Below are 12961 nucleotides of genomic sequence, written 5' to 3'. Positions count from 1 at the left end.
TCGGCATTAGACAGGTGGCGGGTCAAGCGACCGCTCATCAGATCGACGATTGCAAAAGTATCGGGGCCATAACGCAGCGGATCGGCCAGCCATTCGCTTTCTTCGAGCAAGAACCACTCGTCGCGTGCCTTGGGGTTCCTGAAATCGGAAGCTATCTGAAAGTGGTGAATTATGTCATCGCGAAAGGGTTGCGAGCCTTGGGTCACGCAGTCAATATCACCGTGTCCGAAACCCGGAGTAGCATCAATAGTTCATTCGGTTACCCACGACAATGCGTTTCGGCGATAGCCAGTTTTCATCATTGCGGGCGGTACGCCTGTCAACAAGACGTACACAAGGCCCCAAAACCTTGGCTCGAAACTTTCGCTTGCAGCGGGCGTTGTCAATTCGAACCCGTGCATCGGAAACTGGTGGAAATCGGGTCGGAACTGAACAGGACGAATAGGATTTCAGAATGAATATTCTTCGAATTGTGGCAGTCGGAGCGATGATCGCCGCCGGATTCTCAGCAACTGCGGTTAACGCCCAAGACGCCAGTCAGGCAGCCGAAGATCAGCCCGACCAGGCGCAAAACGCAGAGGCCGCGGTCGAGCAGTCAGCACCGAATCCTGCAGGATTTTCTGATGCGTCCACCGGCACAGATTCAGAGTCGATCGATGCGCAATTTGCCGCAGGGCGCCACGACGGGGGCAAAATTCTGGCGAATGTCGGTCGCCGCTTTGTCATGGGAAATAATCTGATGCTGGACATCGTTTTCCAGCCGACGAGTGACGGTTTGGAGGTCGATCCGGAGGGTAAGGTCGACGCGACCCGCATCTATTCGGGCGTCGCACCTAGCACCTACGAGCAGATGTATCTAATCGCTGGCGACAAGAAATACATGCTTGTGACCGACAGCAACGACAAAATTTCCGTGACACAGAACCTGCAGATAGAGGGCGAGGGTCCGGTCGTCGGACAGTGGACCGGCGTTTTCCCCGCGCCGCCAACCGATACGCCTGTGATGCTGTATCTGCCAGAGTTTTCACCCATCGGACCATTTTCGGTGCCTTCGAACTGATGGCTTATATCGTGCGAAACGCCGTTGTAGTTGCGGCGATGACCCTGTTCGGGGCTGGAGGTGTGGTGGCCCAATCCGCGGCCGATCCCGTGGACATCACCGGGATAACAGAAGACCACGGCGACCGATACACGCGTGATCTGAAATCCGAGATCCGCGACTTATCCGGAGAGGTTCTGGACACCGAGGGCGCTGCGACAGACATGTCCGGCGATGTGCAGGATATGGTCGATAGCAGCGGCGGAAACATCGCCATGCGCGAGACTGAGGACAGCATCATCCTGTCCGTGGCGAGCGATGTATTGTTCGATTTCGACAGTGCCGCGCTGACCGGTGCGGCGCGCCAGACACTGGGTCAGATCGCAGCGATGTTGACCAGCAACGATGGCGGGACGGTGCAGGTTGTCGGGCATACCGACGCGAAAGGCTCTGACGAGTATAATCAGCAATTATCCGAAGAACGTGCGGCGTCCGTGGTTGCGTTCCTGACAGAAAACGATGTGCCGCAGGATCGTCTGGAGGCGGCCGGCCGTGGTGAAACCGAGCCAGTCGCCGAGAATGAAATCCATGGGGCGGATAATCCCGAAGGCCGCGCGCAGAACCGGCGTGTGGAATTCGTGCTGCCACGCTGAGCGAACGGCGCGTGGATTGCACTAGCCTTCGGTCGAGGCATCAGTGACCGGTTCGATGAATGTTGCATTGCGGCGTAATGGGGTTACGAAATCCAACAGCGGGCCGGAAAACCCTCACCGATACCCCGCCGCCTGCAATTCGAACAGCTTTCGATAGCGGGGCCTCGACCCTTCCATTCTCAAGCAGCAATATCCGGTCGGCCGTGCGGATCGAGCTGAAGCGTTGGGAGATCAGGATGGCGGTTTCGTCGGTGCAGAGGTGTCTGGTACGCTCATGCTCCGGGAGCCTTGGCGCAGCGCGGTAAAAAACCGTCAGGCCTGGGACCTGACGGTTTGGGTTGCGGTCACTGAGGTCAGCGCTAGCTCAGCTGACGTAGTCGGGCGCTGGCTCTGGTTTGCAGAGCGCCAGCAGTTCATCGACGGCGCGACGGCGTGAGATCAGGGGGGCCGCGGGGGCGTAGGTGAAGCCTTCATCGAGAAGGCCGGGGAAGATCAGGGTCAGTTCCTCGCGCGCCTCGGGCGAGAGATTGCGCAGGAATTCGGTGCCGAGGTAAAGCGACTCGGTCCATGTGCCTTCGCTGAAAAGCAGGCTGTGTTCATCCAGCAGAAGGTGGAAATAGGTCATATCCTCGGGCTGGTCGCTGATGTACACGCCGTCGAGGCCGGTCAGCTTGACCGCCGGGACAAGCGCCTCGTTCGAACCGACCAGATCGGCGAGCCGTGCGTCGGACAGCATGATGCGGTGCTGGCGAGAGACGCGCAGATCGCGCGAGGGGATGCCATCGCCCAGGCATCCGGCACGCAGGATGACCGGGCGCAGCTTGTCATTGGCGGCAATCTCGGCTGCGGTCAGCCTGCGCGCGCCGATCCAGCGGATGGGCATGGCACCGCCCGAGCGCGTGTTCACGAGATCGCCGACCGCAAGATCTTCGATTTTGCGCGGGCCGGTCGGCGTGTCGATCAGCGTGCCGTCGCAAAAGCAGGGCGGGGGCAGCGTGGTATAGGGAATGCTGGTCGGCTGGCTTACGGACACAACGGTCAGGTTGATATTCGCCGGCGGCTCAACCCCGTTTTTCCAGATATAGAACTGCGTCGGGCTTGCGACGTTGGCGCTGTTGCTGCCGACAGTGCCCGTATAGACGGAATAGGTCTGGTTGGTCAGCGGATCGCGGAATTCTATCTCGCCCGTGGTGGTGATGCGGGTGTTGATATAGGTCGTGCCGTTGATTGTCGCGGAGGCGGCGAGCGTCTGTTGCGAGATATCCCCTTCGACGAAGCCGGGATCATCGTCGCGGACCAGAAGGTCCATTTTCTTGCCGCCGTTGTAACGATAGACCTGACCCGCTGTGGCCTCTGGCAGCCCGCTACCGATTTCGTCGATGGTCGCGCCGGGGTTGGTACCGCCGGAAATCCAAGTGAACAGGTTGTTGGCGTTGATCACGCCGCCGAAATTATAGTCTACCATTGTTTATCTTCCCAGCTGAGGCTTGCTTGCACGTGAGACATGATCTCATCGGATGGGTGGTGGTTGATAACCCGGACAAGAGTGCCCTGAAGGGCATCTACGCTGGCCTGATATGAACTGTCTAGTGCAGTAATTCTGCAACGATGCGCATTTTAGTTGACGGTATGTCGAAGCAGCTAATGTTGCATAAATTGTCGGGGTATGCGCGCTTACCGATACCCCGCCGCCTGCAATTCAAACAGCTCTCGATAACGGCCCTCGGACTCCATCAGTTCCTGATGGGTGCCTTCGGCCTCAACCCGCCCGTTCTCAAGGACCAGGATGCGGTCGGCCATCCTCACCGAGCTGAAGCGGTGGGAGATCAGGATGGCGGTTTTGCCGGTGGAGAGGTGTTTGAAACGCTCGAACACCTCGAATTCGGCGCGGGCGTCCAATGCCGCGGTGGGCTCGTCGAGGATCAGGACCTGGGCGTCGCGCATATAGGCGCGGGCGATGGCGAGTTTTTGCCATTCGCCCCCCGACAGTTCGACCCCGCCCGCGAAGCGCTTGCCGATCATCTGGTCATAACCTGCAGGCAGTTTGGCGATGACCTGATCGGCCATGGCGCTTTGGGCTGCGGCCTCGATGCGGGGGCGGTCGGCGCGGGCCTCGATCCGGCCGACGGCGATATTGTCGGCGGCGGTCCAGCTGTAGCGGACGAAATCCTGAAAGATCACGCCGATGGCGGCGCGCAGGCTGTCGAGGTCGTAATCGCGCAGGTCGCGGCCGTCGAGCATGATGCGGCCTTCGTCCGGGTCGTAGAGGCGGGCGAGGAGTTTCACCAGCGTTGTCTTGCCGGCGCCGTTTTCGCCGACAAGGGCGAGGGTTTCGCCCGCGTGCAGCGTGAAGGTCAGGTTGCGGACGGCCCATTTTGTCGCGCCGGGATAGCGGAAGCCGACATCTTCGAAGCGGAAGCCGTCGCGGATGGTGGCGGGGACGAGGATGGCGCCGGGGTCCGAGGTGATTTCGGGTTCGACCTGAAAGAATTCAAACAGGTCTTCGAGGTAAAGTGCCTGTGCGGCGGTGGTCGAGAATGAGGTGAGCAGCCCGTTCAGCAGCGATCGCAGCCGCTGGAAAGAGCCGGCGAGGAAGGTCAGATCGCCGATGGACAGCGCGCCCGCCAGCGTCGCGCCGACGATCCAGAGATAGGCGGTGTAATAGCCAAGCGTGCCGATGGCGGTGAAGATCACGCCCCAGAAGGCGCGCGAGCGGGCGATCTGGCGGCGTTCGCGGTAGAACTTCTCGGACAGGGTGCGGTAACGCTCGGCCAGGAAGGCGTGGAGGTTGAAGATCTTGACTTCTTTCGCGGTGTCAGGCTGGGCAGCGACCTGGCGGATATAGTCAAGCTCTCGGCGTTCGGGGGTGCGGCCGTGGTCGAGATTGTAGTTCTTCGCGTTGAAATGCGCCTCGCCCAGAAAGGCGGGGATGAGGGTCAGAAGCAGCAGGACGACCAGCCACGGATTATAGGCGATCAGGCCGCCCGCGAAGGTCAGAACGGTCAGCATGTCCTGCAATTGCTGGAAAATAAGGCCCATCAGCGACATGCGGCCCGCAGCCTGACGGCGCGCGCGGTCGAGCTTGTCCTGAAATACCGCGTCCTCGAAATCCTCCAGATCGAGTTCGGCGGCGTGTTCCATCAGGTCCATCGTCAGCGAGATGGTCAGGCGTTCGGCCAGAAGCGCGTCGATCAGCGAGACGAGGCGGGCGAGGCCGTCGGACAGGATCGCGAGGCCGAATTCGGCTGCGACAAGGATCATCAGGTGGTTCGCCTGACCCCCGGTGAACCATGCGGTCAGGTTTTCGGGGCCGTCGAGGGCGACAAGGCGGATCACCTCGTCGATGATCAGCTTGCCGATCCACAGGGAGGTGACCGGGATGACCGCGCGGATCAGGCGCAGGATCATGCTGGCCAAGGTCAGGGCCGGAGCGGCCTTCCAGACGAGGCGAAGGAAGGGCGGGATGTTCTTCATCGCCGCCCAACGCGCGCGGAAGCTGCGCGGCGGCTCCTTCAGGGGCATGGGCATCAGGCGGGTTCCGCGACCCGGGTTTCAAGGCTGGTCGCGCGCGCGATTTCTTCGGGCGTCAGCGGACCGGGGAAATGGCAGGCGGTCAGGTGGGCGGGTGTGCCCAGCAGTTCCGGCACCGTGGCCGCGCAGGCGGATTGGGCGCGCGGGCAGCGGGTGCGGAACACGCAGCCCGAGGGCGGGGCCATGGGTGACGGAAGTTCGCCGGCCAGCGGGATGATGGTTTTCGCGCGTTCCAGTTCCGGGTCCGGCACCGGGACAGCCGACAGAAGCGCCTGCGTATAGGGGTGCTGGGGGTCGGCATAGAGCGATTCCGCCTGCGCCAGTTCCATGACCTTACCCAGATACATGACCAGCACGCGGTCGCTGATATGCTTCACCACGGAAAGGTCATGCGCGATGAAGATCAGCGCGAGGCCAAGATCGCGTTGCAGATCGGCCAGCAGGTTGATGACCTGCGCCTGAATGGACACATCCAGCGCCGAGACGGGTTCGTCGCAGATCACCAGCTTCGGTTCCACGATCAGCGCGCGGGCGATGCCGATGCGCTGGCACTGGCCGCCGGAAAATTCGTGCGGATAGCGGTTGATCTGGTTGGGCAGCAGGCCCACGCGTTCCATCATCTGCTTGACGCGGGTTTTCACTTCGTCGCGTTTCAGGCCGGGGTGATGCGTCACCAGCGGCTCGGCTATGATCTGGCCCACGGTCATGCGCGGGTTCAGCGATGCCAGCGGGTCCTGAAACACCATCTGGATGTCGTTGCGGTATTTCATCATCCGGCGGGGCGACAGGCCGATCAGGTTGGTGCCGTCCTGCCAGTTGGCGGTGCCGGTGGCGGGGGCAAGCCCGATCAGCGCGCGGGCAAGGGTGGATTTGCCTGAACCGGATTCGCCCACAATCCCCAGCGTTTCGCCGGGTTGCAGGGTGAAATCGACACCGCCCACCGCTTGCAGCATGCGCGGGGGTGTCCACGGCATGTCGCCTTCGCGGCGGATATTGAAGGTGACGCGCAGGTCGCGCACATCGAGAAGCGGCTTAGCGTTTGTCATCGGGAAGCTCCTGCGGGGTGCCTGCACTGGCGGGGCCAACGACCAGCCCTTCGCTGATTTGAGGATCGGTTTCGCCGATATCCTGTTCGTCCATCTCGTCCGCGGCGGCTTCCATCGGCAGATCCTCGTGATGGGTCGGACCGGCGCGGACAACGTCGATCGCCGCATAGCAGGCGCGGTCGCGGCCCGGCGCGAAACCTTCCAGCGGCGGCGGGGCGGTAACGCAGATGTCCATGACGTAATCGCAGCGCGGGGCGAAGGGGCAGCCTGCGGGCGGGCGCGACATATTGGGCGGGCTGCCGGGAATGGCTGACAGCTTGTCGCCCTTCTGATCGACGCGCGGGATCGCCGCCAGCAGGCCTTGAGTATAGGGGTGGGTTGGATCGGCAAACAGCGGATCGGTCGGCGCGCGTTCCATGACGCGGCCGCCATACATGACCATGACGCGTTCGCACGAACCTGCGACCACGCCCAGATCATGGGTGATCAGGATCATCGCCATGCCGAATTCGGATTGCAGATCGTCCAGCAGCTTCATGATCTGCGCCTGCACCGTCACATCAAGCGCGGTCGTCGGTTCGTCCGCGATCAGCACGTCGGGCTTGCACAGAAGCGCCATGGCAATCATCACCCGCTGCCGCATCCCGCCGGAAAATTCGTGCGGATACAGCCGCGCGCGGCCCTTGGCGTCCGGGATGCGCACGGCATCCAGCATGCGCACGGATTCGGCAACCGCCGCCGATTTTGACAGCCCGTGATGCAGGGTCAGCACCTCGGCCATCTGGTCGGATACCCGCATATAGGGGTTCAGCGAGGTCATCGGGTCCTGAAAGATCATGGCGATATTTTCAGCCCGGATCTGGTTCAGCACCTTGGGTTTCGCGTTCAGAATTTCCTGCCCGTCGAAGGTGACACTGCCGGTGGCGCGCCCGTTCTTGGCCAGTAGCCCCATGATCGCAAAAGATAGCTGCGATTTGCCGGAACCGGATTCGCCCACGATCCCCAAGGTCTCGCCACGTTCCAGCGACAGGTTGATGCCGTTGACGGCGTGAACCTCGCCATCATTGGTCGAAAAGGTCACGTTCAGGTCTTTGACGTCAAGAAGTGCCATGTCAGCGGTCCCTTGGGTCAAGGGCGTCGCGAAGGCCGTCGCCGATGAAGAAGAAGGCGAACAGCGTCACCACGAAGAAGCCCAGCGGGAAGGCCAGCTGCCAGATGGTGCCGTAGCGCATGGTGCCCGAGCCTTCGGAGATCAGCGCGCCCCAGCTTGTCAGCGGTTCCTGCACGCCAAGGCCCAGAAAGCTGATGAAGCTTTCCGTAAGGATCATCAGCGGCACCAGCAGCGTCGCATAGACCGCGACCACGCCCAGCAGGTTCGGGACGATATGGCGGATGATGATTTTCCAGGTGGGAACGCCGGTGGCGCGCGCGGCCTCGATGAATTCGCGGTTCTTCAGGGTCAGCGTCTGGCCGCGCACGATGCGCGACATTTCCAGCCATGAGATCAGCCCGATGCCCAGAAACAGCATCGACAGCGAGCGCCCGAAGATCACCAGCAGCAGGATGAGGACGAACATATAGGGGATCGACAGCAGGATATCGACGGTCCGCATCATGATCGCGTCGGTGCGCCCGCCGATATAGCCCGAGGTTGCGCCATAAAGCGTGCCCACGATCACCGCGACGCTAGCGCCGACAATGCCCACCATCAGCGAGATGCGGGTGCCCTGAATGGTGCGGGCGAACAGGTCGCGGCCCAGATCGTCGGTGCCGAAGTAATGGCCGTTTGCGATGGATGGCGCGCCCTGCGTCGCCGCCGATCCCATCACGCTGAAGTCGATGGAATCGTATGTCCATGTCGCGAACAGGTTGCCGAAAGCCGCGAAGGCGATGACCAGCAGCAGGACGAACAGCGCCACCATCGCGGCCTTGTTCTTGAAGAAGCGCTTGCGGGCATCGGCCCATGGGCTGCGGCCCTTGACCTCCTCGGCCGCCATGCGCGCGGCCATGCCTTCGATTTTATTGTGTTCTATCATGGTCATGGAATTAATACCTGATCTTCGGGTCGATCCATGCATACAGGATGTCAACCACCAGACTGAAAAGGATGGTCAGCGCCCCGACAAGGATCGTGACCCCCATCATCACCGCGTAATCGCGGTTCAGCGCTGAATCGACGAAGCTTTTGCCGATCCCGCCGGTCGAGAAATACATGTCGATCACGACCGATCCGGTAATCATCGACACGAATGCCGGGCCCAGATAGGAAATCACCGGCAGAAGCGCGGGTTTCAGCGCGTGGCGCATGATGATCTTGCGCGCGGGCAGGCCTTTCGCCTTTGCGGTGCGGATATGGTTCGAACTCAGCACCTCTAGCATGGACGACCGGGTGATCCGGGCGATGGACGCCATGTAGGACGTGCCAAGCGCGATCACCGGCATGATCCAGTAGTCGGGGTTCTGAAAGCTCCACCCGCCGCCGGGCAGCCAGCCGAGGATCAGCGTGAAGACCAGCACAAGGATCGGTGCCATGACGAAGTTCGGCAGCACCTGCGCGCCAATCGACACGCCGACCGCCAGATAATCCAGCCATGTGTTCTGACGGATCGCCGCCGCAGCGCCAAGCGTTACGCCCACGACCACCGCAAGGATGAAGGACAAAAGCCCGTAGGTCAGCGTGATCGGAAAGCCCGCCGCGATGATCTGGTTCACGGTGCGGTCGGGATAGACGAAGCTGGGACCGAAATCGAAATGCCGCACGATCCCCCAGACGTAATCCACGATCTTACGCCACAAGGGATCATCAAGACCGTATTTCGCTTCGAGGTTGGCAAGCACCTGCGGGGGCAGGGCGCGTTCCTGCGTGAAGGGGCCACCGGGGGCCGCATGCATCAGCAGGAATGAGAATATGATAAGCAGCAGCAGCGTTGGTATGGCCACTGCGAGCCGTCGAAGAATGAATCCGAACATCCTCTGGTTCCGTCAGGGTGCCGCGAGGGCGGTAAAGTCGTTGGGGCAGATGCCGGGACAGGCAGGCTGCCCCGACGATTCTGTCATGTTATTGATACGAGCCTGCAATCAGTGCTCGGTGATGTAAATGTCCTTGGCGTACCAGGCATCCATGACGTTATGTTCGGGCAGGCCTTTGACGTAAGGCTTTATCAGGTCCACCTTGGTGTATTGATACAGCGGAACATAAGGCACATCGGCGGCCAGAATGCGCTCTGCCTCGGCATATTCGACGGCCGGATCGTCCGAGGTCTTGGACGCGTCCATGACGGCGTCGAATGCCTCGCTGTTGTATTTGCCGACATTGTAGCCGGTCGAGCGGAAGTAATCGAGGAAGGTCGATGCCTCGTTGTAATCGGCGCACCAGCCGGAACGCACGACTTCGTATTGCTGGGAATTCATGCGGTCGGAATAGACCTTCCATTCCAGATTGTTCAGCACCAGGTCGACGCCGATCTGTTTCCACATCTGCTGGACGACGATGGCGATTTTGCGGTGCTCTTCCGATGTGTTGTACATCAGGTCCAGCTTCAGCGGGTTCGAGGCGCTATAGCCGGCCTCTTCCATGATCGCCTTGGCTTCGGCCAGACGGTCGGCCTGCGTCATCTTGGCCATGTCGAGTTCCGGCATGGTGAAGCCTTCGATGGCCTCGTTGGTCCAGCCGTAGGCGGGCTGCTGACCGGCCTGCAGAACCTGACCCACCAGAACGTCGCGATCCACGGCAAGCGCCAGCGCGCGGCGGATCTTCTGGTCCTGAACGGCGGGATTGCCGGTATCGGTCAGGTTAAGCAGATAGGCATAGGTGCAGGCATAGGGCCGGGCGACGGCTTCGTCCGGGAATTCTTTCAGCAGGCGCGGGAACTGGCCCGAAGGTGGCTGCACGCGGTCAAGCTCTCCTGCCTGATAGCGGGTCAGACCGATATTTGCGTCGGGCACGGTGACGGCCGTCACCTTGTCCAAGATGACCGAATCGCGGTCCCAGTATTCCGGGTTCGGAACCATCGTGATGTCCACGCCGACATTGTGGCCCTGCATCACGAAAGCACCGTTGCTGACGATATTTTCGGGAGTCGTCCAGTCGGTGCCGAATTCTTCGACCACCTTCTGGTTGACCGGGTAGGTGGACGGGAAGGCCAGCGTCTTTTCGAAATGCGGCGTGGGCGATTTCAGGGTGACTTCGAAAGTATGGTCGTCGATGGCCTTGACGCCCAGTGCCTCGGGCGGCTGTTCGCCCTTCACCACCTCGGTCGCGTTGGCGACGTTCATCAGTTCGATGAACCAGGCGTATTCCGACGCGGTCGCCGGATCGGCCAGACGGCGCCAGGAATAGACGAAATCGTTTGCTGTCACCGGATCGCCGTTCGACCATTTGGCATCGGGGCGCAGCGTGAAGGTATAGACGGTCTTGTCGTCCGACACGGTATATTCGCTGGCGACGCCCGGCTGCATCGCGCCATTGCCGTCTTCGGTCATCAGCCCTTCGAACAGCTGGCGCACGATCTGCGAGCCGTCCTTGCTGGTATTCTTGTGCGGGTCCGCGCTTTTCAGCGCATCCAGCATCCAGAAGCGGTATTCCTGCGTGTCGTCCAGCACATCGCCTTCGGCGACAGTCGCGGCGGCAACGGGTGCGGCAAAGGACAGCGCGAGCGCCGTCGTCATCAGAAATCTGGTCATGTCTCTCTCTCCCTGATGGTTCAGGGCGTTCAGCCCGAACCGAATTGGGGGTAATTAGCGGATTGGAGCGGTCGGGCAAGCAATTTAAGGTTGTGCGCAATTATCGGTGGATTTCCGCTTATGCGGAGGAAGTTCCGTAATGATGGAAACAAGGCAACCGCGCAAGCGCGCATTGCGCGACCGGGAAATTACATGCCGGTCCCTGCCGGCAGTTGTCCGGGACGGGGCTGGCCCGTCCCGGATCAGATCACCTTAGCACGAAATCAGTGCTTGGTGATGTACATGTCCTTGCCATACCAGGTGTTCATCACGTTCTCACGCGGGAGGCCCTTCACATAGGGCTTGATCATGTCGACCTTGGCATAGTGATAGATCGGAAGCAGCGGCAATTCGGTCGCGAGGATTTCCTCGGCGCGCTTGTACTGATCGTTCGGATTTTCGGACGTCACCGAATCCTGCAGAAGCTGGTCATATTCGGCGTTCGAGAACTTGCCCTCGTTCTTGCCGGTGCTGCGGAAGTAATCAACGAAGGTCGAGGCTTCGTTGTAATCCGCGCACCACGCATAGCGGGCCAGTTCGAAGTCCTGGTTCTGCATGCGGTCGGTGTGGACCTTCCATTCCATATTGTTCAGCGTCAGGTTCACGCCAAGCGGCTTCCACATCTGCTGGGCCACCACGGCGATCTTCTTGTGATCTTCAGAGGTGTTATAGTTCAGCGTCAGGTTCAGCGGGTTGTCGGGCGTATAGCCCGCCTCTTCCAGCAGCTTCTTGGCTTCAGCAGTGCGGTCGGCCTGCGTCATGCTGGCCATCGGGATGTCGGGCATTTCGAAGCCCTCGATTGCCCAATGGGTCCAGTTATAGGCCGGGCGCTGTCCACCCTGCAGCACCTGATCGACAATGATGTCACGATCGAGAGCGAGCGCAAGCGCCCGGCGGACATTCACATCCTTGAGCGATTCCGGGCCTTTGTCGGAGAGGTTGACGATATAGGCATAGGAGCAGGAATAGGGCAGCGATACCGCCTCATCCGGGAATTCCTCTTTCAGGCGCGGATACTGGCCGGCCGGGATCTGAAGGCGGTCCAGTTCTCCGGCCTGATAGCGGGTCAGGCCGACATTCTGGTCGTTCACGGTAATCCCGGTCAGCTTGGTCAGCACGACATTGTCGGCTTCCCAGTATTCGGGGTTCTTTTCCATCGTGATGTCGACGCCAAGATTGTGCCCGGTCAGCACATAGGCGCCGTTGCCGACGATATTGCCGGGCTGGGTCCAGTTGTCGCCGAATTCCTCGATCACTTTCTGATTGTTCGGGAAGGTCGATGAATGGCCGAGCATCTTGACGAAATAAGGGGTCGGCTTGGTCAGGGTGACTTCCAGCGTGTGATCGTCAACGGCCTTTACGCCCAGTTCTTCCTTGGGCTTGTCGCCTGCAACTACTTCCGACGCGTTCACCACGTTCATCAGTTCGATATACCAGGCATATTCAGACGCCGTCGCGGGATCGGCCAGCCGCTGCCAGGCATAGACGAAATCACCCGCCGTGACCGGGTCGCCATTCGACCACTTGGCTTCGGGACGCAGCGTGAAGGTATAGGTCAGACCGTCGTCGGACACGGCATAGTCGCTCGCCACGCCCGGCACCATCGCGCCTTTCGCATCTTCGTTCATCAGCCCTTCGAAAAGGTTGCGGATGACGTCAGAGCCTTCGACATCGGTGTTTTTCTGCGGATCGACGGTCTTGATCGCGTCGAGCAGCCAGAAGTTGTATTCCTGCGTATCGGCGAGTTCGTCGCCCTCGGCGACAGTCGCAGCGGCGGCAGGCACGGCCAGAAGGCAGGCCAGCGCCGTGCTCATCAGGAAACGGTTCATGGGGCAATCTCCCTATTTGTCTGAGGCGCATCTGACGGCGCCGGAATGGCGCAAGGTTAGGCAAAACCGAACGTCTGGCAAGCCTTGTCGCAATGACGTAACGGCAGCTTCCCCCTGACACCGCACGCTTTGCGGGGTGTG

Annotated in this window: 9 protein-coding genes and 1 pseudogene; 2 read left to right on the top strand and 8 right to left on the bottom strand. The window is 60.8% G+C overall.

All coding sequences use genetic code 11. The annotated features are described in order from the left end of the window. Positions 1-454 precede the first annotated feature (454 nt). Together FQV27_RS02365 and FQV27_RS19105 are read left to right on the top strand one after the other, a co-directional pair. Positions 455-1060, top strand: coding sequence for a hypothetical protein (locus tag FQV27_RS02365; RefSeq protein ID WP_147096207.1), 606 nt, complete (start codon positions 455-457; stop codon positions 1058-1060). 65 nt (positions 1061-1125) lie between these two features. Continuing rightward, positions 1126-1692 carry an OmpA family protein gene (locus FQV27_RS19105; RefSeq protein ID WP_281290012.1) on the top strand — a complete coding sequence of 189 codons (567 nt, stop codon included), beginning with the start codon at positions 1126-1128 and terminating at the stop codon, positions 1690-1692. A 364-nt stretch (positions 1693-2056) separates the two neighbouring features. On the opposite strand, the gene FQV27_RS02355 is transcribed toward FQV27_RS19105, so the two are convergent. From FQV27_RS02355 to FQV27_RS02320, 8 genes and pseudogenes are all read right to left on the bottom strand, one after another. After that, positions 2057-3157: a Hint domain-containing protein gene (locus FQV27_RS02355; protein ID WP_147096205.1), complete on the bottom strand. Its 1101-nt coding sequence runs from the start codon at positions 3155-3157 to the stop codon at positions 2057-2059. 209 nt (positions 3158-3366) lie between these two features. Further along, on the bottom strand, positions 3367-5220 hold the full coding sequence (locus FQV27_RS02350; protein WP_147096204.1) for an ABC transporter ATP-binding protein: 1854 nt from the start codon (positions 5218-5220) through the stop codon (positions 3367-3369). Beyond that, positions 5220-6269: an oligopeptide/dipeptide ABC transporter ATP-binding protein gene (locus FQV27_RS02345; protein ID WP_147096203.1), complete on the bottom strand. Its 1050-nt coding sequence runs from the start codon at positions 6267-6269 to the stop codon at positions 5220-5222. Before FQV27_RS02345 ends, FQV27_RS02350 begins: the two co-directional genes overlap by 1 nt. 142 nt (positions 6270-6411) lie before the next feature. Then, positions 6412-7380: pseudogene (locus FQV27_RS02340) on the bottom strand (oligopeptide/dipeptide ABC transporter ATP-binding protein); the annotation flags it as partial. A 1-nt stretch (position 7381) separates the two neighbouring features. Then, positions 7382-8311 (bottom strand): ABC transporter permease subunit, encoded by a 930-nt coding sequence (locus FQV27_RS02335; protein WP_186827187.1) that lies wholly within the window; start codon positions 8309-8311, stop codon positions 7382-7384. 4 nt (positions 8312-8315) lie between these two features. Beyond that, positions 8316-9239, bottom strand: coding sequence for an oligopeptide ABC transporter permease OppB (oppB, locus tag FQV27_RS02330; RefSeq protein WP_147096201.1), 924 nt, complete (start codon positions 9237-9239; stop codon positions 8316-8318). 108 nt (positions 9240-9347) lie between these two features. Continuing rightward, complete coding sequence (locus FQV27_RS02325; protein ID WP_147096200.1) at positions 9348-10952, bottom strand: peptide ABC transporter substrate-binding protein; 1605 nt, start codon at positions 10950-10952, stop codon at positions 9348-9350. 263 nt (positions 10953-11215) lie between these two features. After that, positions 11216-12820 (bottom strand): peptide ABC transporter substrate-binding protein, encoded by a 1605-nt coding sequence (locus tag FQV27_RS02320; protein WP_147096199.1) that lies wholly within the window; start codon positions 12818-12820, stop codon positions 11216-11218. Positions 12821-12961 lie beyond the last annotated feature (141 nt).

The organism is Paracoccus aurantiacus (genome assembly GCF_007993065.1).
In the GTDB taxonomy this organism is placed as follows: Bacteria; Pseudomonadota; Alphaproteobacteria; order Rhodobacterales; family Rhodobacteraceae; genus Paracoccus; species Paracoccus aurantiacus.
The sequence above is the reverse complement of the archived record's forward strand: the minus strand, read 5'-3'. Positions and strand labels throughout refer to the sequence as shown.

Coding starts and splice junctions, on each gene's coding strand:
- FQV27_RS02365 (WP_147096207.1), top strand. CDS start 455: ATGAATATTCTTCGAATTGTGGCAGTCGGAGCGATGATCGCCGCCGGA.
- FQV27_RS02355 (WP_147096205.1), bottom strand. CDS start 3,157: ATGGTAGACTATAATTTCGGCGGCGTGATCAACGCCAACAACCTGTTC.
- FQV27_RS02350 (WP_147096204.1), bottom strand. CDS start 5,220: ATGCCCATGCCCCTGAAGGAGCCGCCGCGCAGCTTCCGCGCGCGTTGG.
- FQV27_RS02345 (WP_147096203.1), bottom strand. CDS start 6,269: ATGACAAACGCTAAGCCGCTTCTCGATGTGCGCGACCTGCGCGTCACC.
- FQV27_RS02335 (WP_186827187.1), bottom strand. CDS start 8,311: ATGACCATGATAGAACACAATAAAATCGAAGGCATGGCCGCGCGCATG.
- oppB (WP_147096201.1), bottom strand. CDS start 9,239: ATGTTCGGATTCATTCTTCGACGGCTCGCAGTGGCCATACCAACGCTG.
- FQV27_RS02325 (WP_147096200.1), bottom strand. CDS start 10,952: ATGACCAGATTTCTGATGACGACGGCGCTCGCGCTGTCCTTTGCCGCA.
- FQV27_RS02320 (WP_147096199.1), bottom strand. CDS start 12,820: ATGAACCGTTTCCTGATGAGCACGGCGCTGGCCTGCCTTCTGGCCGTG.